At 52.8% G+C, this 21,068-nt stretch carries 19 protein-coding genes; 17 read left to right on the top strand and 2 right to left on the bottom strand.

Annotation, left to right across the window (positions count from 1 at the left end; all coding sequences use genetic code 11):
* Window positions 1-128 precede the first annotated feature (128 nt).
* The 11 genes from cas1c to AC3WJN_RS02925 all read left to right on the top strand — a co-directional run bounded on the left by cas1c (window position 129) and on the right by AC3WJN_RS02925 (window position 12,120).
* The gene (gene cas1c, locus AC3WJN_RS02975; RefSeq protein ID WP_005829172.1) at window positions 129-1,253 is read left to right on the top strand and encodes a type I-C CRISPR-associated endonuclease Cas1c; all 1,125 of its coding nucleotides are present in this window, start codon (window positions 129-131) and stop codon (window positions 1,251-1,253) included.
* On the top strand, window positions 1,135-1,425 hold the full coding sequence (gene cas2, locus AC3WJN_RS02970) for a CRISPR-associated endonuclease Cas2 (RefSeq protein ID WP_025846424.1): 291 nt from the start codon (window positions 1,135-1,137) through the stop codon (window positions 1,423-1,425). The genes cas1c and cas2 overlap by 119 nt, the downstream gene beginning before the upstream one ends.
* A gap of 875 nt (window positions 1,426-2,300) precedes the next feature.
* Window positions 2,301-2,621, top strand: a complete 321-nt coding sequence (locus AC3WJN_RS02965) for an SDR family NAD(P)-dependent oxidoreductase (protein ID WP_081494716.1) — start codon at window positions 2,301-2,303, stop codon at window positions 2,619-2,621.
* Window positions 2,618-2,956: a hypothetical protein gene (locus tag AC3WJN_RS02960; protein ID WP_005829166.1), complete on the top strand. Its 339-nt coding sequence runs from the start codon at window positions 2,618-2,620 to the stop codon at window positions 2,954-2,956. Before AC3WJN_RS02965 ends, AC3WJN_RS02960 begins: the two co-directional genes overlap by 4 nt.
* Window positions 2,957-3,084: 128 nt before the next feature.
* Window positions 3,085-3,276, top strand: coding sequence for a hypothetical protein (locus tag AC3WJN_RS02955; protein ID WP_007784731.1), 192 nt, complete (start codon window positions 3,085-3,087; stop codon window positions 3,274-3,276).
* Window positions 3,277-4,029: 753 nt separating this feature from the next.
* The gene (locus AC3WJN_RS02950) at window positions 4,030-4,605 is read left to right on the top strand and encodes a Wadjet anti-phage system protein JetD domain-containing protein (protein ID WP_327953955.1); all 576 of its coding nucleotides are present in this window, start codon (window positions 4,030-4,032) and stop codon (window positions 4,603-4,605) included.
* The gene (locus AC3WJN_RS02945) at window positions 4,595-6,097 is read left to right on the top strand and encodes a hypothetical protein (RefSeq protein WP_005829160.1); all 1,503 of its coding nucleotides are present in this window, start codon (window positions 4,595-4,597) and stop codon (window positions 6,095-6,097) included. The genes AC3WJN_RS02950 and AC3WJN_RS02945 overlap by 11 nt, the downstream gene beginning before the upstream one ends.
* A complete protein-coding gene (locus AC3WJN_RS02940) occupies window positions 6,090-6,821 on the top strand; it encodes a DUF6063 family protein (RefSeq protein WP_005829158.1) in 732 nt (243 codons plus the stop codon). The genes AC3WJN_RS02945 and AC3WJN_RS02940 overlap by 8 nt, the downstream gene beginning before the upstream one ends.
* Complete coding sequence (locus AC3WJN_RS02935) at window positions 6,822-11,267, top strand: coiled-coil domain-containing protein (RefSeq protein WP_007784727.1); 4,446 nt, start codon at window positions 6,822-6,824, stop codon at window positions 11,265-11,267.
* Window positions 11,264-11,680, top strand: a complete 417-nt coding sequence (locus AC3WJN_RS02930; protein ID WP_007784725.1) for a DinB family protein — start codon at window positions 11,264-11,266, stop codon at window positions 11,678-11,680. The genes AC3WJN_RS02935 and AC3WJN_RS02930 overlap by 4 nt, the downstream gene beginning before the upstream one ends.
* A gap of 62 nt (window positions 11,681-11,742) precedes the next feature.
* On the top strand, window positions 11,743-12,120 hold the full coding sequence (locus tag AC3WJN_RS02925) for a nuclear transport factor 2 family protein (RefSeq protein WP_007784723.1): 378 nt from the start codon (window positions 11,743-11,745) through the stop codon (window positions 12,118-12,120).
* Window positions 12,121-12,208: 88 nt separating this feature from the next.
* Here the strand turns inward: AC3WJN_RS02925 and AC3WJN_RS02920 are convergent, their stop codons facing one another.
* Entirely contained in the window at window positions 12,209-13,114 is a 906-nt protein-coding gene (locus tag AC3WJN_RS02920; protein ID WP_035317401.1) for a DMT family transporter, read from the bottom strand.
* A 210-nt stretch (window positions 13,115-13,324) separates the two neighbouring features.
* On the opposite strand from AC3WJN_RS02920, the gene AC3WJN_RS02915 reads away from it, so the two are divergent.
* From AC3WJN_RS02915 to AC3WJN_RS02890, 6 genes are all read left to right on the top strand, one after another.
* Window positions 13,325-13,828 (top strand): Lrp/AsnC family transcriptional regulator, encoded by a 504-nt coding sequence (locus AC3WJN_RS02915; RefSeq protein ID WP_005829150.1) that lies wholly within the window; start codon window positions 13,325-13,327, stop codon window positions 13,826-13,828.
* 131 nt (window positions 13,829-13,959) lie between these two features.
* The gene (locus AC3WJN_RS02910) at window positions 13,960-14,757 is read left to right on the top strand and encodes an HAD family hydrolase (protein ID WP_007784720.1); all 798 of its coding nucleotides are present in this window, start codon (window positions 13,960-13,962) and stop codon (window positions 14,755-14,757) included.
* A 143-nt stretch (window positions 14,758-14,900) separates the two neighbouring features.
* Entirely contained in the window at window positions 14,901-15,212 is a 312-nt protein-coding gene (locus AC3WJN_RS02905) for a hypothetical protein (RefSeq protein ID WP_492329223.1), read from the top strand.
* 109 nt (window positions 15,213-15,321) lie between these two features.
* Entirely contained in the window at window positions 15,322-16,473 is a 1,152-nt protein-coding gene (locus tag AC3WJN_RS02900; RefSeq protein ID WP_005829144.1) for an SEC-C domain-containing protein, read from the top strand.
* Between the two features lie 247 nt (window positions 16,474-16,720).
* Entirely contained in the window at window positions 16,721-18,208 is a 1,488-nt protein-coding gene (locus AC3WJN_RS02895) for a type I restriction-modification system subunit M (protein ID WP_005829142.1), read from the top strand.
* Window positions 18,201-19,433, top strand: a complete 1,233-nt coding sequence (locus AC3WJN_RS02890) for a restriction endonuclease subunit S (protein WP_005829141.1) — start codon at window positions 18,201-18,203, stop codon at window positions 19,431-19,433. Before AC3WJN_RS02895 ends, AC3WJN_RS02890 begins: the two co-directional genes overlap by 8 nt.
* Window positions 19,434-19,475: 42 nt before the next feature.
* Here the strand turns inward: AC3WJN_RS02890 and AC3WJN_RS02885 are convergent, their stop codons facing one another.
* Window positions 19,476-20,960 carry a flavin monoamine oxidase family protein gene (locus AC3WJN_RS02885; protein WP_492329222.1) on the bottom strand — a complete coding sequence of 495 codons (1,485 nt, stop codon included), beginning with the start codon at window positions 20,958-20,960 and terminating at the stop codon, window positions 19,476-19,478.
* Window positions 20,961-21,068: the final 108 nt, after the last annotated feature.

The raw sequence follows: 21,068 nt of genomic DNA, 5'->3' as shown, positions 1-21,068 counted from the left end.
ATGCCATACATAATATTGATTCATCACCATAACCCGTGCTAGACATTGAGGGAATGTAAATTTTTTTGTGTAAATGGGTTTTTAACAGGCAGATGGTTACGTGGGCGGCTTTACATGGAGGGGAGGGCATGATAGGCTCGTTTGCCATGCGATGCATGGTTGACTGGCATCGCGCTGATGGTGCCAAAGAATTGCAGGTGCCGCGCATTCAGTTAGAGTCGATTGTTATTTTCGGTTACGTCGGCGTCAGTCCGGAAGCGATGAACTTATGTGTGGACAACGGAATTTCACTGGTGTTTCTGACGCCCACAGGCCGGTTCAAGGCACGGGTGACGGGAGAGGTATCCGGCAATATTCATCTGCGGCGCACGCAGTACCGCTGGTGTGACAGGGAGGAGCAGTCGCTGCTGCTGGCAAAACGGTTCGTTTATTCCAAGCTTGTCAATGCAAGAGTATCCGTTAAGCGTACGCTGCGTGATTACGCAGAACGGATTCAAGCGGAGCAATGTCAATCCGTTGTGACGTGGCTGGATCGACAAATGCGGGAAGTCGTCAAGGCAAAGTCGCTGGATGAACTGAGGGGAATCGAAGGACTGGCGGCGCGGCATTACTTTTCAGTGTTGCCGGAGCAAATTTTGGCAAATAAAGAGGACTTCGCGTTTAGGGGCAGAGTGAAACGGCCTCCTCGGGACCGCGTGAATGCGCTCCTGTCTTTTCTGTACACGCTGCTCGCGAATGATGTTACGCATGCACTGGAGACGGTCGGCCTTGATCCACAAGCCGGATATTTGCATCGGGATCGCCCGGGGCGGAACGGTCTGGCGCTGGACTTGATGGAGGAGTTTCGGGTCTATATGGCGGATAGAACGGCGCTGACGCTCATTAACCGGAAACAGGTGACCAAGGATGACTTTGTAGAGAAGGAGTCTGGGGCGTTTATTTTGAACGATGAGGCCAGAAAGCTTGTTTTGACGGAGTGGCAGCAGCGCAAGCGGGACGAGATTTATCATCCATTTTTTGAGGAGAAGATAGCCGTCGGACTTCTTCCTTACGCGCAAGCGATGCTGTTGGCGAGATACATGCGCGGCGATCTGGATGATTATCCGCCATTTTTTGGAAGTAGGGTGATGTGGGATGATGGTGTTGATTACTTACGATGTAAATACAACCTCTGCCGACGGGCAAAGACGGTTGAGGCAGGTTGCCAAAACATGCGAAAATTACGGCCAGCGAGTGCAGAATTCGGTGTTTGAATGTTTGCTTGATCCGCAGCAACTGAAGGAATTGCATATCAAACTGAAAAGGATGATAGAGCCGGAGACAGACAGCTTGCGCTTCTATCGGCTGGGTGCTAATTGGAAGGGGAAGGTCGAACACGTCGGTGCCAAACAAGGGTATGATCCGGAAGGGTTTTTGATGATTTAGCAGTGGATTTTGCATTTGCGAACCCAAGGCTCACAGCGATTTTCAGGGAGGTTCGCAAATGCCTGCCGTTGCTGGGATTTGGGGGAGTTTGGGCATACGTCGCTGCGTATTATACGACCGTACAAACGAGGTTCGCGGAAATCGCGTGAAATCCCCAGTCGGGACAAGGCTTTCTAGGTAGTACAGTCGCCTGTCGCAGGCAGGCGTGAATGGAAACATCTCATGAAGAGCCAAGTATACGAAAAACAAGAAGAATGCCTTCCTGGTCAGGAGTTGGCGATCACAGGAACTTCAATAGGCTGGGGTAGATAGGGTTTGACTACCGTCTATCCCGGTGCTAACCAATGAATGTCGACCCCGTGCCCGCTTCTGGGTTTTTGCGGATCTGAAAGCTGCGGGAGTTGTTGGAACAAATGCGTCAGGAAGTCGTTCAGCGGCAGATAGCTGCGCTGGCCTTTGCTTCACGAGCCATATTGACACACCCCGATCGTGGTCTTGGTTCCTCGACGATTTCAACTACACCCGCAGGCCATCGTTCCATCTAGGGCAGCCAGCTTTTCCCTGGCGCTCTGGTGCTCCGCACTATAGCGCTTCGTCCTCTCTTCCTGTTGCAAAAATTCACCGAACCTGGTGACCAGTGACGGCCAGTCCGACCAGACGGCGTGCTCCTCACGAGGTCCCGGACCCGTTCTGCATAGAAATTCGCCCATCATCATTCACCGCCATTCTTTATTGGATCGGCCTTGAGCCGGCGACTTCAACTATACTGTCCGCAATGCTCCCGCAAAGGCTTCCTCATCTCAAGACCGTTCCCTAACCTCTGAGTATAGCATTTTCAAAATTTCACGCGTGTCCAATATCGAGATAACGCAGCAATTTTTTACAGAGAGAATGTCGGAACAACCCAAATTGTAAACGAGATTCTTGAACGGTTTGGGGGCGTTGATATTTGGGTAAACAACGTTGGCGCCTCTCCTGCTCCAATCGGCGGAGCGCTCGCGCAAAGCGATGCGGATTGGCAGTTGGTATTCGAGACGAATTTGTTCGCGGCTGTCCGGCTAGATCGGGGATTATTGCCGTCAATGCTTAAACAAGGCCATGGAGTGATCGTTATCGGGGTAGAGCATACAATTGACGAAGGAGTTGTTCGAACCATCTACATTCTTTGCCAAAAAGAAGGGGTATCCCAAAAATGAATGGACAATTACCAGAAGCGATTGAAACGTACTTTCAGGCATCCAACTCTTATGATAGCAATCTGCTTGCCAAGTGCTTTACAGAAGATGCCATACTCTATGATGAAGGATTGGCCTGTCACGTCCACGGCTCCTCGGTTATCGAATTGCATATTGTTGACATAAATAAGAACTTGCTGATTCAAACAGATGTGGCAAATGCCGTAGAAAAAATGGGGAAACGGTTGTCACTGCAACAATTTCCGGAAACTTTGACGGAAGCCCACTGGCGCTTGATTACTATTCACCGTGAAACACCAGAAGATTGCCAAGCGAAAAATCGGTTCGGCAGGTAGGCTGTGGATTCGATACCACCATTCTATCGGAGGGTTTTGAAAATGGCTCTCCTTGGAGGTTCATGGTACAATGGCACAGGCAGCGATATGAGAAGACGCCGTAAACGATAAGGAAATGAGGAAACAGCGTGTTTTTTGTACTGTTATTGCCAATTGGGTTCATTGCCGTTTTCATTGCGATTGTGATGGCGTTCGTAGGGATGCGAAAGGATGCCCAGCAGAAGAAGGATGAAGCCAAACGCATTTTTAAGCGCATGAACATCATTGCCGCGATTGGATTTGCTTGCATTGCACTTGGCCTTTTTGGCCCGAGCGGGTAAAAGGAATCGATGGACAGGTCGGATTCGGGCAAAGAGGCGGGAGAGATCACGGCTTTTATCGCTAAAAATTAGGCTGAACGGAAAAAACGATTATGTTCGAGCAGTTCTGCGAGAGAGCGTAAAAAGTTTTGTGTATGAACCTCACCGCTGTAAAAAGACTTTTCCCTCACTCAAACGCTCTTTTCCCCTAGAAGCAAAAGAAAAACACCCCCCCAAAAAAAATCCTGCCTCTCCTTGTTCCCTTGCCCTATAATATAAAAAGGGTGATTTCATTCTATGTACGATACATTTATCAAGCATCTAAAGTCCTATAAAAGCACAAAAATATCCCTCGGCCAGTTTGAAACATGGGCTGATCCGCAGACAACGTACCCGCAATTTCACCGAGCCATGCAAACATTGCTCGACAACCAGATCCTCATCCCCGTTCGAAGTTCCGGGACGAACGCCAAAAATCCGCCACTCCCTATGGCTTACCGCATCCAGAAATCCGTCCTTTCTCAGCCGATCAAGCAAGCAATAAAACAAGCACAGTTGTGCTTTCATCCGAGTATCAGGCTGGACGTCTATTTTCGGCTTGCTGAATCCAGATGGAGCAAAGATTTGCCGTACATCCAGCAAGTGCATGACTACCTCACGCAACGGGGATTTCCGCAGAGCGAAGCGACGGCACCTGAGCGTTCCTTTCACTTGGTCGGGGACGAAAAGTGGATCGATGAGAAAGGAGGGCGCAAGCTGCTGGAGGCGATCGGCGTGTGGGAGCAGTTGAAGGTTACAGCTATGCCCGATCCGCTTATGTTTGCGGTCCATCTGCAACAGGTAGGAGAACAACAGGGTATCTATCGGCACTTGATCGTCGAGAATAAAACCACTTACTATGCGATATTGCCCATCCTGTCTTCGCTTCCCTATGCGACTTTGATTTATGGAGCCGGTTGGAAGGTTGTTTCCGGAATTGACGGCCTTTCAGAGCAGTTGGGAGTGGGGCGGGATGCGCGTCATCAGTTTGAATATTTTGGCGACCTCGATCATGAAGGTTTGGCGATCTGGCACGCGCTTTCTCAAAAATGCGGGGCCGTGCCGGCAGTTGAACTGTATCGGGCATTGTTGCGACAGCAAGCATCCACCGGAAAAGGAGGGCAGCGCGTGAACGGAAACGCGATTGAACAGTTCATCTCGTTCTTTTCGGAAGAAGAAAGAACGCAGGTTTCGGCCTTGTTGAAAAACAAAGAGTATGTGCCGCAAGAAGCGATCCCGGCAGAAGCGCTGCGAAACAGGCTGCTTGATTCGGCAGCAGAGAGAAGGGAGGAGAAAGGGAGTGGAGCATGAACGGCTGGAAAGTGTGCTGGAGGACTACAAGGAGCGCATCCAGCGTCTTGCGTTGTTTGATCCTTTGCACAAGCTGGATGCCAAGCGGGAAAAAGATCGGCAAGAGCGGCCTATCGATATGTTTGGACTGGGGTTGTTAGCTCTGCTGTTCTTTTTTGAAAATATGTTAATCCGCAACAAAAAGACCGGGGTGCAAGAGCTTGCCGCCTTTCTCATGCAGATGAACCAGGAGGAGATCGACCTAGAGGATGAGGGATTTGAAAAGATCGCCCGAACGATTATTGAGACGTTCCGGCCCGCCAGTGGCAAACGCAACCACCGGAGCTTTTATAACTGGGAGACACGGCAGATGGACAAGGTGGAGTTTTCGATTTTGAAAGCAGAGCGGGGAGATATAGCGGCCAACAAGCAGTATTATTCCCTCGACGAAGACGGGCTAGAGCTGGTTTTTGCCACAAAGGAGTTTTTCCGGGAGTTTCATTTGTCGATTAATCAATTGCTATTGAGAAAACAGTTGGAAAAAGGTGAGTTCGGAGGAGCGCTGCGGCAAATCAGCGAGATGCGGATCGATGTGGAAGCTTTGCAGGAACGCATGGTGCGGATGAAGCATGAAGTGCAGCGCAACATTATTTCGGAAGAGACGTATGTGCGCTACAAGCAAGTCATTGAAGACATCCATCTGCGTCTTGCGAGAGAGCATGAAGAGTTTCACGAACTGCAAGGGTTTGTCGATGAAACGAAAGAGCGGCTTCTGTATGAGCGCAAAGGAGAAAAAGAACACCGGGCGTATGAATATATTTTACGCATTGATCGGGAACTAGGAGAGGTGCACTTTGCCCATACGGAACTGTTGAAAGACAGCATCGTGCTGAAAACGACAGCTCTCCAGGCGGCACAGGAGACGCTATACCATGTGGCTTTGCAATCTTTCAATTTTGACCAGGAAATCGTCGCTCGCCTGATCGCTTCCCCTCTGCCTCTGACCGCGACGAGAACATTGCTTGCGCCGTTTCTTTCCCTGGAGCAACATACAGGCTGGTCGCCGCTGGCTGTGTTTGAAAAACAGCGGGTAGGGGGCGAACTCGAGGAAGAAGGTCAGGGCGATTTTGAAGAGGTAACCGATGAAGCGGAACAGGAGCAGACGATCGTCCAGCAGCAAAACTTTGGAAAAATCATGCGCTATGTCCTCACTGTTCTCGATGAACAAGGAGAGGCTACGATTTCGCAGGTTGCCCGGCATATGCGGGAAAACGGACATGAACATTGGCTGCAGCATCGTTCCTTTTATGATTTCTGGTTGCTCGTACATCAGCGTTCCCCGTTGCAAAAGGCGCACGAAGAGGAAGACCATCACTTGCTGGGGGAAGTGCTCGCCCTGCTGCAGCCTGGACAGCGCATCGAGGTGATTGAGCTAGAGGAACGCTTGCAGCTTACGAAGCGATTTGAAATACAAGATATGAAGGTATGCAGAAAGGAGAGTTCCCATGTATGACAACGAGCAGGTTCTGACGGCCTTTCGCATCTATTCTCAACTTAGCCGGGACGGACAGGCAGATACGGAAAGCATGAGAATGTATGTGGGCAATGACGTAATCAGAGGGCTGGTGGAGCAGTTCGCACGCGAAGTGGATTGTGCCGTCATTCCTGCGGGGGACAAGCTGTACATGGTTCCGCTCGCGGTAAGCTCTCCGTTCCATTTGAAAAATGCTTCGCTGAAAAAAGAATACTTGCCCGCCAAAGCCAAGAACATTGATTTGTACATGATGTACGTAGCTATCCTCATTCTGTTTGGCGAGTTTTACGACAGCTACCACTCAACGGAAATGACGAGAGATTTTATCACCTTGGGAAGCTGGTTGGAAAGCATCGACGCCCGTATCCAGACGTTGAAGGAACATGGTCCGGAGCGCTTGCAAGCACTTGACGCCGAGTATGAATATAACTGGAGTCTGCTGGTGGAGAAATGGGAGGCCATTGATGACTTACGTGAGTCTTCCAGGCAGCAGGATGGACGGACGAACAGCCGCCTGGGCTTTTTGTCTATCGTCCAAAATTTTTTGCGAGAACAAGGTCTGATCGCGGATCTAGGGAACCAGGAGCTGACGCTCACGGAAAAAGCCAAGACGATTATTCAGCGCTACTACATGGACGTGGATTACAATCGGGGAATTCTGGACTTCATTTCCGGGCAGGAGAAGCAGAAGGAGGGAGCGTAAATGCCTGTCATTTCCAAAATTCGCTTTACCAATGTGATCTATGAGGGAGGAAGCAAGCGCTATAATGATGAGCTGTTCGTGTTTGACGGGCATAACGGCGCGATTTTGCTTGAAAATGGCGGAGGGAAAACCGTCTTCATCCAGACGGCCCTGCAAACCGTGCTGCCGCATCAAGAGCTGGCGGGACGCAAAATCAGGGAGACGTTATCGCTGGCAGGCACTCCTGCTCATATTGCTATTGAATGGATTATCAACGACTCTCCTCGCCGTTACGCTTTGACCGCTGTCACCTTGTTTTTGCACAACAACGACCTCGATTCGCTGCGCTATGTGTATGAATATGAAGAGGGGAATCCGCATGCGATCGATGAGCTTCCTTTTTCCAGAGAAGGGGCGTTTGGGAAAAAGCGACCGGCAGATAAAGGAGAAATGCAGGAATACTACACGCAGATGAGTTCTCGGCATATGAACGCGCGTACGTTTGCGACGATCAGGGAGTATCATGCCTATCTGGAAGAACACTTTCAGTTGATTCCCGCCGAATGGCGTAAAGTAGCGACGATAAACGGTGCGGAAGGCGGCGTGGAGATTTTTTTTGACGACTGCAAGACGACGGACCAATTGGTGTCGCAGTTGTTGATCCCTACGGTGGAAGAGGCAATCAGCGGCAACAATGGTCAGGCTTTTGCGGAAATTTTTGAAAAACAGCGAGAGCAGTTCAAGCAAAGCAAGCAGCTCCGCATGCAAATCCAGGAGTGTCAACTGCTGGAAAGGTCCGTGCAGCAGTATAAACAAGTGTTTGCCACGTATCAGGAATCGAGAGAGTTGCTGGAACGGGAAAAGGAATGGACGAAGGCACTGTTTCAGCACGCCCGGAACGAACTCTTGCTGGTAACAGCGGAAGCCGAGAAAATCGCAGGGCAACTTTCCGAATTGCAGAGAAAAAAGCATACTTTAAACTGGAAAAAGGCATCCCGGGATATTGCAGCCCAGGAAGCAGTCGTGAAGCAATACGGTGCCGAATGGCGCGAGGAATCGCGCAAGCTTGAAAAAATGACGCTGGAAGCCGAAAGGGCGGAACGCCACCAGTACACCCTGGAATATGCCAAATACCAGTCGCAAAAGCAAGTGGCCGAAGAAAAGCTGACATTGGCCGAATCCCAGATTGCGAGGCTGGATGAAGAACAGGACGTTTCCCAGATCAAAGAAGCGCTTGGGCGCACGAACAGAGAAATTCGCGGGTACTACGACCAGGCGGAAAAAGAATGGAAACAGCAGGAGAGCATGATCCGCAGCCAACTGGACAGTGTGCTCCAGCAAAAAAAGGCCAAACGAAACGAAAGCGAACAAGAGCGGGAACGTCTCGAGGCAAATAAGAACAAGCAAGCGGCCTTGCGAGAGCGGATGGAAGGTGCGTCCAAAGAGCAGCAGAGAATTGCCGGAAATATTTTGAGCAATCCACTTCGCGAAACGGTCGAAGAATTCATTCCTGTCTGGCAGGAAGAGCTGAGGAAAAATCAGGAGAACCAAAGCCTTTACCAACAGCACATCAAAGAGTGCGAGGAGCAGCAGGCCAAGCTGGAAAGCAGGCTGGAGGAAACTCGCAAGGAGCTTATGGCCTGGCAAGAGCAAGCGAACCAATGGATATTGCGGTGTACGGAAGCCGAGAAGCAGCAAAAAAGCGTCCTGACAAGCTTGATCGAGCACATCCCCAGGCTGTCCTACCTGGATTCGCTCTACACCAGACAGGAGAGCGTAACCCAAACGGTAATGGACAAGGTCGCGATTTTGGAGAAGGAAAAAGAAGAGGCATTTTCGCGGGAGCGACAAGTGACAAGGCTGAGCGATGAATACGCTGAAAGCGGCGTGTATGCGGCCGATCCCGAATTGGCCGCGCTCGTCGTCAGATGGAGTGAGTCGTTTCACTATTTGGAGACTGGACCGCAGTTTCTCCAAGAGGTGCTGCAACGTGGAGAGATCGCTCTGGAAGCGCTCACTGCCCGCTTCCCTTATTGGGCAGCAGCCTTGATTACTACCGAACAGGAAATCGAACAACTGGCAGCGAGGCTGCAAAAGCATGCCGACCAGCTCCGCAGTCCTGTCATCCTCCTTTCCTTGCAGGAAGCGCGCAAATGGCTGGAAGCAGGCGAAGAGTATGCATTCTCTTACCGCCAAATCGTCCCGAGCCATTGGCAGGACAATCTGGATCACGAACGGTTTGAGAAGTGGAAGCGGGAGTTGCAAGAAAAAGCGGCTGCAGTCATTCAAGCGCGCAAAGACAAGGAAACCGAGTACCAGAAGCTGTACCAGTTGAAAAGCGAGCTGCTCTGTTTTTACGCAGACTATCCGCAGGCACGGTACGCAGACTGGACGCGGCAGCGGGACGAATGCCAGGCGCAAAAAGAACGATGCCAGAAGGACATCGCGAATCATACGGAACAAATCAAGAAGATCGAACAAGAAAGGAAGCATTATACGGAGAAGCTGTCCGAAGAAAAAGGACTGGAGCAGACTTTGGGCTATCGTTTGCAAGAGGCGAACCAGTATATGCTGCAGAAAAAAGTATGGGAGGAGGCAAAAAGACAAGAGGATGAGCTCGTGCGCGAGGCGGAACTGCTGAAGCAAAACTTGCAGGCCCTGGACAGGGCGTTGAAAACGCTGGAGGCGCAAGAGCAAGAACTGCAGGAAGAGCGGGAAGAGAAGACCACGGCCCTGGCACATCTTCGCGGGGAATGGCTCTATGAACAGGTGAGAGAGTTCCCGCCGGCCACTCCCCGGTTCTCCTTCGAAAGGTTGCGTGCCGAGCGAGAGCAATTGACAGATAGGTTGCGGGAGCGGCAAGCGAGCCGGGCAGAATTAGAGAGGGAGGCCGAGCGTCTGGCGAAGGAGATCGAAGCGAATCAGCGCGGAATGAATCTGGTGCTGGCGAAGCTGGATCAGCCGCTGGAACATCCGGTCGTCTATCCGGTGGATGGAGACGTCCAGTACGAACGTATAGTCAGGAAGGTCGCAGAATTGAAAAAAGGGGTCGCGGCCCAGCGTATTGTGACGGAAGAGCGGAGCAATCGTTTGTCTGAGCAAAACGGCCGCCTTGTGACATTGATGGAGAAGTACGGAGAGCGATTTGGAGATGAGCCGCTGGAAAGGTTTGAAGGCGATCTCAACGACGCGCTGAAAAGGCTGAACCAGGAGGAAGCGGATACGGCAGCAAAACAAGAGTATTTGCTGACGCAGGAGCAGGGCTTCCGCCAAACAGTCAAAGAACTGGAGGACACGATCCGGGAGCTGGAGGCCAAGAACGAGGTTTACCGTTTTGCCGAAGCCGCCGTTACCGATGTCCCGGTACGGGAAGAAGAGTTGCTCGCTTTCCCTTACCAGCGCTTGGCCGTGGCGCGAAAACGAATCCGGGTGCTCTCCCAGAAACAGGAGACTGAACAGCAGGAATGGAGGAAGGTCATGGCTGAAAAGGACCGATTCAAGCAATTTTGCGAAAGGCAGATTCGGAATAACAAATTGCGGTACACAGCCATGGCCGGAATTCAGAACAAGCAGGAATTTTCCGAGGTACAGGAATGGGCAGACACCTTGACCAGGACGATCGCCACTAGTATCCGGGTATTGGAGGATAACTTGCAAGGGCGGGACAAAGAACTGCAAGATTTCATCACGATCGTGCACACCCACTTGCAGCGAATTGCCGTCGAACTGAAGACGATCCCGAAAAAAACGAGTGTCCAGGTAGAGAGCGGCAGGAAGGAAGTATACAGCTTCCACGTTCCGGAGTGGAAAGAGGAGATCGGAAAACAGCTACTCCGTCAGCACGTTGACTGGATGTTGAATCGGCTGGACGGGGACGAGTTTAAGGATGTGGAAGGGAAAGAAGACGCAGGAAAAATGAAGAAGTTTATCTACGCCTCCCTGCAGTCCAAATCGCTTCTCGGCATCGTCATGGGCAATGACAGCATTCGTGTAAAGTGTCGGAAGGTCAGCAAAGACGGACAAGTGAGCGGGGCGCTCTCGTCCTGGGAAGAGTCAAACAAGTGGTCTGGCGGAGAAAAGTGGAGCAAGAACATGACGCTCTTTTTGGGCATCCTCAACTACCTGGCGGAAAAGCGCCAGCGTATCCAGCAAACGGGCAAGCGTTATCGGACAGTCATCGTGGACAATCCGTTCGGGAAAGCATCCAGTGAACACGTGCTGGACCCTGTTTTCTTCATTGCCAACGAATTAGGCTTCCAGCTCATTGCCCTGACCGCTCATGCGGAGGGAAAATTCATTCGCGATTATTTTCCTGTTGTTTACAGTTGCCGTTTGCGCGCTTCTGCTAGTGGCGACGCTTTGATTATGACGAAGGAGCGGGAGATCAAACACGCTTATTTCCGTGATTATGATCCGTATTCATTGCTGCGGCTGAGTGAGCATGAACAGCTTACTTTATTTACGTGAGAGATTGGCAAGTCGCTGCCGAGGAACAGCTCGATGTACAGCCGAAGGGCTTCGACAACACCATCCGCTGGAATGTCGGTCACATGATCTATTGGATGGATCGGTACTCCACGCTCTGTTTTGATACTCCGTCCTTGATTCCGGATCAGTATGAAGGGCTGTTTGCCTCCGGTACAAAACCGTCTTCGTGGACGACAGAGCCCCCGAGCAAGGAAGAATTGCTCTCCTTGCTAACGTTGCAGCTTTCCCGCCTATCCGAGCTGACGCCTGAGAGGCTGGATGCACCATTGAAAGCGCCGTATGTCATGGGGCCTTTCCAATTCGATACCGCAGGCGAGCTGTTCAACTTTGCCCTGGTTCACGAAGGAATCCATCTTGGGACGATTTCCAGCCAGCGCAAGCTCATCCAGTGAAGATCTTGCACTCGGATGCAAAAAACGAAGCAGGGTCACATCATAAAAGGAGGGTGGTCAGGATGAAAACCCGTGAAGCGTTTGACGCCTTTAGATGTGCGCTGGAAACAGGATATACAGGTGATTTCCTTGACAAGGTGACGGATGACTTTCATTTCTTCGTTCCGCTCCCGTTGGATGGGTGGAATCAGAAGCAGGAGGGCCGAGAGCGGTTCGAGGAATTAGTCAGGTTTGAACGCTCTGTGTTTCAGATGAGCCTCGCTTCGCTGATCGAGCTGGAGAATGAGAACTACGGGATGGTCGTATTTCGCTCGGAAGGCTTGCTGAACGGCAAACCTTTCCGCAATGAGCTGTCCATCGTTTTTGAATTCGAGGGGGAGCGGATTCGCTCCTTCCGGGAATATGTAGGCATGCCGCTAAAAAACTACGAAAACCCGTAAAAAGCGTTCAAGCAAAAATGGCAGTCGGTTCGCGGGGAGCCGACTGCCTGTTTTTTGGCTGTTCCTGTCAGGGACGGCTTTCTCGCGTTCACGCCTCTCCGGCAGCGGACGGCTTTGTCGCGCTGCCTTTTGTTTTCCCGGAGGAGAACAAAAAACATCCGGCAATCACCATAATACCGCCCACTCCTTGCATCCACGTCAGTTGTTCCCCGAGGAATAGAAAGGCCAAAAGCGACGTGAAGATCGGATTGAAGTTGAGGAAAATGCCTGATGTAGTGGCGCCCAGCTTTTGCACCCCGATGTTCCACAGCACCATGCACACGACGGTGGAAATCACGCCGGTGTACAATAGGGAGCCGACGAAGGACGCATTCAGGTTGGATACGGTAAAGTCAGCCAGGTTAAAAGGCAGCAGGATCGCCAGCCCGAAAACAGCCGAATAGAGGATGGACATCATCGGACTCGTCTTGGTCATGGCCCATTTGCTGCAAATGGAATACAGTCCCCACACGCCAACGGCAGCGAGCATCCACAAATCGCCCGTGTTGAACTGCAAGGTGAGCAGGTAGTCCGCGTTGCCTTTTGACAACACAAGCAGCACGCCCGCGAGCAAAAACACCATGCAGCCGATCTGGAACAGGTTGATCTGCTCTTTTAAAAAGACAAAGGAAAACAGCGAGATCGACAGCATGTTCAACGTCGAAATCAGCCCGACATTCGTCGCGGTCGTCGTCTCCAGCGCGAGAAACTGGAACAAGTTGAAGAGGACGACGCCCGTAATGCCCATCAGCACCAAAGGCAGGATCGAGTCTTTGGCCGGCAACAGCTTTCGTTCCTTCCACCAGACCATCGGCAGCAGGCACAGAACCGCGATCAGCCAGCGCAGGCTGGTCAAGGTAAGCGGAGACGCGTGCCCCACGAGCGACTTGCCCAGGACAAAGTTTCCTCCCCACAAAAGACTGGTGAGCAGCAGCAAGACATAAGCTTTTGGCATAGCAGATAGCCCCTTTTTCGCGATAACGGAAGAATGGATAATCATCTTGTTAATGAACATAACATTTTCGTTAGACTTGCAAAATAAGATTCTGTATAATAGAAAAAATTCGAAATAAAAGCTTCATAAAGTGGATTTCGACAAAATTTCATCTGTTTTTCGCGAAAAAAACGTGCCGCTGTTCGAATAATCAAAAGAGGGGAAAATCAAATGGAAGCTTTTGTCAGTAAAGTGCTGGATCGGGTCGATCTGCACATTCTGGATCTGCTGCAAAAGGACGCGACGATCAGCAATGCCGAGCTGGCGCGGCGCGTGAATTTGTCGCCGCCTGCGACGCACACACGGGTAAAGCGTCTGGAGGCGGAAGGCTATATCAATCGGCAGGTGGCGATTCTCGACCAGGAAAAGCTCGGCTTTGATTTGTTGTGCTTTATTTTTATCAGCACGAACATTCACCAGGCAGAACAGTTGGAGACGCTGGAAAACGCCTTGCGCGCCATGCCGGAAGTGCTGGAGGGCCACTGCCTGACGGGCGAATACGATTACTTGCTGAAAGTCGCGATCAAGGATCGGAAGGGGCTGAACAGCTTTATTCGCCGGCTGAACCAGCTCGGCATTTCCCGGCTGCAAACGAACCTGTCCCTGCGAGAAGTGAAATATTCGACGGTTTTGCCGATCACAGAGGCAGAGCAGGCGCCGTCCGACAGTCGCTAACGGGATTTTTCCGATATCATGCCGACCGAGAATCCGGCTTTCTTTTCGCAGAAGTCTGTTGATAAAACAGAAGATTTCCGTAATCATAGAACAAGAGACAGATTACGAGGAGAAAAAGGGGAATCAGACTGATGGCAATCAAGGCGATTTTATTTGATTTGGACGATACGTTATTGTGGGATGAGCGCAGTGTCAAAGAGGCGTTTCAGGCAACCTGTAGAGAAGCCGCCAAGCATTACGAGGTGGATGCGGAGCAACTGGAAGCTGCGGTCCGCAAGGAAGCTCGGGCGATGTATGAAGCCTTCGAAGCATTCCCCTTTACGAAAATGATCGGAATTAATCCGTTTGAAGGACTGTGGGCGCAATTTGCGGAAGGAAAGCAGGAGGAGTTTCGCCAGTTGCAAGCGTTCGTTCCTACGTACCGGAAGGAAGCGTGGACGCGCGGCTTGCGCTCTCTTGGCATTGAGGACGCGGAGCTTGGGCAAAAGCTGGGAGAGATGTTCGTCGCGGAGCGGAAAAGCCGTCCGCTCGTCTATGAAGAAACGTTCGAGGTGCTCGATCAGCTCAAAGCCAAATACAAACTGCTGCTGCTCACAAACGGCTCGCCTGATCTGCAAAAACAAAAGCTGGCAGGGGTGCCGGAGCTTGCGGCTTACTTCGACCATATCGTGATCTCGGGAGATTTCGGCCGAGGCAAGCCGGCGGCGGAGATTTTCGAGCACGCCATGAGCCTTTTGGGCATCACGGCGGAGGAAGGCGTCATGATCGGGGACAAGCTGACGACCGACATCCAGGGCTCAAACGCGGTCGGCATGCGCAACATGTGGATCAACCGGCACGGCGCGAAGCTGGAGGGCGAGATTGTTCCGGCGCATGAGATTACGAGCTTGCGCGAGATTCAAACCGTGATTGATACATGGGAAAACTAGCAGACAGACAAAGGACAAGCCCGCCGGACGTTTCGGCGGGCTTTTTTCCTAGCGTCTTATACTTCCAAGTGGAAGGTTATTCGCAGCCTGCACGGTCACGTCACTGCGATGCCTGAAAGAGAGAGGCGGGAGGAGGGACCCGTGTGAAGCGTTATCAAACAGATGGAGAACGGCAGCTTAGTCAGTTGTTTTCCCGGGAACACGTTGTCCTGGGACAATATATGGAAAAATTGAAGAAGCTTGTCTATCAAAACCGAAGCAATCATTTGCTCTTGCTTTGCCTGCCCTTTTTGCCGCATGTCCCCGCGCTTGTCAGCGTCATCTTTTTGCCGGGAGTCGTCAAAATGGCGATTGCCGCCAAAGGGGTAAAGCTGCCTGTAAAAACAGTCGGGATCATGGAGATCGGCAATGTCCTCTGGTTTTGGGCGGGGGGATATGTGCTGCTTGCGGCGTGACTGCCCCCACGCGAAATATGATGTTTACAAACTGGTGAAGATTGGGAAAATAAGCTAAAGTCAGATCAACATTTGACGAAAACCAGACGTGGGGGAATGGTCAGTGTCTATGTTCGGCAGAAACGAGCCGTGTCCGTGCGGTTCGGGCAAAAAATACAAAATATGCTGTTTGCCTAAAGAGGAAGCAAAATGGTTGGCACTGTCCCAAAATCCTTCCCTTGCCGAAGTACAAGTGCAAAACGAATACTTCCAGCCCGCAACTACCTCGCACAACGCTTTGCAAGGAATGCGCGAATTTGCGTTGGCTGTCATGGACCAGATGGGAACGTATTTGAGACGGGAGCACAAGCGCGATGACATGATCCGCTTTCTGGCAACCGATCTGTTGAAGCTGGTGGATGAAGGCGAGCGCCATTATTTTGAGGCAGTCAGAGAGATACTGGAAATGAAAGGGTTGCCTCCAGCGGCGCGGAACCAGGTAAAGGCCGTACCTGCCTTGACCAGAGCGGAGCGCATTCTGGTCCGCAATGCAGCGCAGAGCATTTTGGCAGAGTATGCGTTTATGGGCGAACACGATACGGCCGATTACGGAGCGATGAAAGTCATCATGGAGTGCTGCTATCAGGCGGTTGCACGGGGCATCGAGGAACAGGCCGATTTGTGGAGCGTCAAGCTGTTTGTCGATACGGGCAACCAACTGGTCGATTGGGAATTGCAGTTCAGTGACGACATGGCGTTCGGGCTGGATCAGGAAGAGAGTGAGGTCATGATTTACTTTGACTGGCACTCGCTCGACGAGATTGAGAACGAATATGAATCCTACGCCCACACGCTCACCGGATTGCGCGAGGAGTCGTTGAAAACGTTGGCGACGGCTCTCGTCCAGGAATCGTCGACACCGCGCAAGTCAGCCGACAAAATCTCGTACACGGGACTGGCGATGAACTATTTCGGCTTGCTGGAGCAGGAGCTGCGGGATGTCATCTCTTTTCACGAAGGGGCGACCGCTCCGAAAAAACGGATGTGGCGAGAGCTGTGTGAATACTTGCAAAACGAGCACGTTCCGATCGTAAGCGACGGCATCGAGCTTTTGGGGGACAAGCTGAAAGCGTTGCACGGGCTGCGCAATCGGGCTGCACACGGGGAGTTCATTACGCATGAGGAATTTGCGGCAGTAAGAGCGCTGGCGCTCGACTCGAACTTGCTCGCGTACATCTCGCAGGCAAAATCGGCGTATGCCGAGCAGCGGGCTCAAGGCTAGGCCGGGCCAGAGTGCTGCTACCCGCCAGCCACGGAGACGTTTTGCACCAAAAAAATTGTCAGTAGCCACTATTTGCGAATAGTGGTTTTTCTGTTCGGCTCAGTGGTGCCGCGCCCCTCGCCTTGCCTGCTATAATAGACAAAAAATCGGTACAGACGATGAACTTTTGACCTGGACTGACCATGCTTTTCGCGGGAGGAACAGGCCAAAAGCGAATGCCAGAACGGCGGAACAAAAGGAGGTCATCATGTTCAAGATCACGCTGCCGCAGCTAGAATCCCATTTGTGGGAATGTGCCAATATTTTGCGCGGGAGCATTGACTCCGCTGACTATAAAAACTACATTTTCGGCTTGTTGTTTCTCAAGCGGCTGCACGATGTTTTCAGCGAAGCCGAGCAGCATCCCCCGGAGCGCGGAGATGGCGTCGGCGATGGCGACAAACACACTCGGGACGCTCACCTGTTTGTCGTCCCGGAAAACTCGCGCTGGCACAGACTGCAGGCGCTGACAGAAGGGATTGGAGCCGCGATCAACGAGGCGTTTGCCGCGCTCGAAGCGGAAAATCCCGTGCTGCGCGGCGTTCTGGCGACAATCGACTTCAGCGATACGGAAAGGCTGCCGGACAAGCTTTTGCAGCAGTTGATCCGGCATTTTTCCGCGATTGACCTCGGCAATGGCAACTTGTCGGAGCCGGATATTTTGGGACGAGCCTACGAATATTTGCTCAAGCAGTTTGCCGCTGATGCAGGGAAAAAGGGCGGAGAATTTTACACGCCGAGCAAAGTGGTGGAATTGATCGTGAGGCTCATCAAGCCGGAGGAAGGCATGCGCGTGTGCGACCCGACGGCAGGCTCCGGGGGGATGCTAATTCAGGCGGTGGACTACATCAAGGCAACAGGCGGCAATCCGCAGCGCATTACGCTGCACGGACAAGAGCGCAATTTGAAGACGTGGGCGATTTGCAAGATGAATTTGCTGTTGCACGGCCTTTGGGACCACCGGATCGAAAAAGGCGATACGATCCGCGAGCCGAAGCTGCTCGAAGATGGCGAGCTCATTTTGTACGACCGCGTCATTGCCAACCCGCCGTTTAGCCTGAGCAACTGGGGGCTGGAAGAAGCAAGGACGGACACGCTCGCCCGGTTTCGCTTCGGACTGCCGCCAAAAGACAAGGGCGATTTCGCTTTTGTGCAGCACATGGTGGCGACGCTTGCGCCAAACGGCAAGGCCGGGGTGGTCGTGCCAAACGGGGTGCTGTTTCGCAGCGGGGCGGAGGCGGCCATCCGCAGGGGGCTGCTGGAAGAAGACTTGATAGAAGCAGTGATTGGCTTGCCGCCCAACCTTTTTTACGGCACGGGGATTCCCGCTTGCATCCTGATTTTGAACCGCAACAAAGAGGCGGCGAAAAAGCGGAAAGTGTTTTTCCTGAATGGCGCAAGCGGCTATCAGGAAGGGAAAAACCAAAATTTCCTGCGCGACTCCGATGTGCAGGACATCGTGTCCGCCTATGAAAAGTGGGAAGCGGTCGACCAATACTGCCGGGTAGTCGAGCACAGCGAAATCCAGGCCAACGACTACAACCTGAACATGGCCCGCTACATCGACTTGTCCGAGCAGGAAGCGCAGATCGACGTAGGGGCAGCTCTGGCCAAGCTGCGCGCGCTGGAGGCAGAGCGTGGCGAGGTAGAGGGGAAAATGCTCCGTTTCCTGAAGGAGTTGGGGTACGATGCCTGAATGGAAAAAAGGGCCGCTCGGATGGGCCGTGCGCGTGCAAGGCGGCTATCCGTTTTCCTCGACCGCGTTTGTGGACAAAGGGGTTCCTGTCGTGCGGATGAGCAACATGAAAAACGGCCGCCTGGACTTGTCGCAGGCGAAATGCCTCGATAAAACCGCTCTTGAGAAGTTCAAGTCGTTCGTGCTCCAGCCAGGCGATCTGTTGCTCGGGATGTCTGGCAGTATTGAAAATTTCGCCGAAGTGCACGCAGACGATCTGCCCGCGCTGCTCAACCAGCGCGTCGGGAGATTGCAAGTCAAGGATGACGCGCTCGTGTGCAGAGAGTATTTGAAATTCGTGGTGACCTCCAAACGGTTTCGCGACCAGGTGCTGACCATGGCGGCGGGCGTGGCCCAGCTCAACATCAGCTCGAAACAACTGGAGTCCATCCCGATCTGCTACCCGCCCCTGCCGGAGCAGCAAAAAATAGCGGCCATTCTCGCCTCCGTCGATGCCGTCATCGAGAAGACCGACGCGATTATCGCCCAGGTGCAGGTTGTAAAAAAAGGGTTGACGCAGCAACTTTTTACGCAAGGAATCGGCCACACGGCGTTTGTCCAGACGAAAATGGGCACGATTCCAGAAGGCTGGTCGCTGGTCAGGCTCAAGGAGATCGCCAAGGTCAAGGGCGGAAAACGAGTGCCAAAAGGCAGCAGCCTGACAGACACCGTTACTCCTTATCCGTATATACGGGTATCCGACTTTGGCGAGCATACGGTGCGGATGGAGCAGCTCAAGTACGCAACCGAAGAGATTTACAGCAAAATCAAGCGCTACACCATCTCCAGACGCGATATTTACTTGTCGATCGCAGGCATTTATTTAGGCGTGGCGGGCAGAGTCCCGGACGCGCTCGACGGTGCGCTGTTGACGGAAAACGCGGCGAAAATTACGCCGACGAGCGACCAGGTTGATCTCGACTATTTGATGTTTGCCCTTGGCTCGGAATTTTGCCAGCGGCAGATTGCAGTGCTAAAAGGCGTGACAGGAGTGCCGAAGCTGGGCTTGAAGCGCGTGGAGACGATGCTCGTCCCCCTCCCCCCTCTGGAGGAACAGCAAAAAATCGTGGCCGGGATCAAAAGCGTCCTCTCCAAGCGCAACATCGAGGAAGCGAGGCTGCAGCAGTTGCGGGCGGTCAAAAAAGCGCTGATGCAGATGCTGTTGACAGGCAGCGTGCGCGTGTAGCCGGACGAAGCGGCGGGGAAGAGCCGCCCGGCTTCCGTGCCATCACGCGTTTGACGCACGGGGCCGAGGCGTGCTGTGTCCTTGAGCCGCCGCGCGTACACCAGACTCAATCGCGCCTTGAATCCAGCCGTGGTACTGGGGAGAAGTGTGCTCCCCGGCCAAAGGCACAGGGCCTTCCTGCGCGGTCAAAAACGCGGACAGCTCCGTCTCCTGCAGCGGTTTGAACAAGGCAAAACCTCCTGCGGCAAAAGGCTGTGTCGCCCAATTGTGGACCACGCCTGTCACAAACGTCCTGTACACTTGCGCGTCGAAGAGGATAGCCAACTGGCGCAGCACCTGCCTGATTTGCTCGTCGTGGGACATGCTGATCCACGGCAGCGCGTCGTCTTCCCACGTGTAGCTCGCCAGGATGGTCCCGCCAGGCTGCTGAAACCCGTGGCTCGGATAATAGGCAAAGCGCAAAGGCAGGTCGCAGATCGTCTGTCCGCCGTACAGCCCTTCTTCTTCCCAAAATCTGCGCGAAAACTGCAAGCCGATTTTGGTCGCGGAGACGTAGTGGAGCTGGTGAATCGCCTTCCATTTTCCAAACGAAAACAGGCTCGTCGGCTCGACATCGACAAATTGCAGGACGGAAAAGGGAACGGTAACGATCGCGACATCTCCTTTCAGTTGAAACGAGCGGGAAGAGGCGAGGTTGATTCCCGATATGGCGATTTTTGGCCCGCGCTGGCTGATCTTGGTCATCTTGTGATGGAACAAAACGTTTTCCTGCAATTCCGGCGCGAACGACTGGGGAAGCTGGTCAAACCCTCTGCTTATTTCATAGAAGAGAGTAGCGGGCGAGAAAAGGATGAAGTCGCGCAAAATTTCCAGAAAAGACAGCTCGGGAAAGCCTTCAAAGCCGCTCATGACCTTGATTTTGTCGACCGCCGCCGCTGACAGGGACGCACCGAGCGGATTGTGGCGCAAAAATAGCTCCATCGAATATTTATCGTATTCCTGGATGACAAGCGGCCAGTGTTGCTCCGGATTTTGCCGGATGAAATCGAGGAGCGACCCGATGGCCATGAGGGCAAGGGCGTCAGCCGACTTGCCTTTTTCGTGTGGCGCGTCGGGGAAGCGCAGCATGTCTGGCTGTTGCTCGTACAGCCAGCGCCGTGTTTTGATTCCGTTTACGTAAAGGAGATCGTTCGGCGTGCTGTTGATGAACTTGTTGAGAGGCAGCCCGAACTTGGCGATGTAGGCCATCGTGAGCTGGTGGGTGCTGGGGATGCGCATGGCGCCGGCTTCCAGGTAGTGGCCGTCTGTAAAAGGCGCGCGCAGCGTGAGCACTCTGCCGCCGAGGCGTTCCGACGCTTCCACAATCGTGACGCGGTGCCCGGCTCGCTTCAACAGCGACCCGGCGACCAGTCCAGCCATGCCAACGCCGAAAATGATGATCTTTTTGGGCTGGTTCGTCGGTGGCAGCCCGTCGCGGATGATGGTCAGCATTTGCGATTCAGTCAGGGAGGATGAAGTGATCTCCATTTCGTTTCTCCTTTGTGCACTTGTAAAAATAAGGTATTCTCGCATGGCGCAATGGTGTTTGCCAGATTCCATTTTCATCCAAGTCGTGGTAGACTGGAATGGTAGGGG

It is taken from the genome of Brevibacillus sp. FW306-2-1A-C05A, from assembly GCF_058781555.1.
The sequence above is the reverse complement of the archived record's forward strand: the minus strand, read 5'-3'. Positions and strand labels throughout refer to the sequence as shown.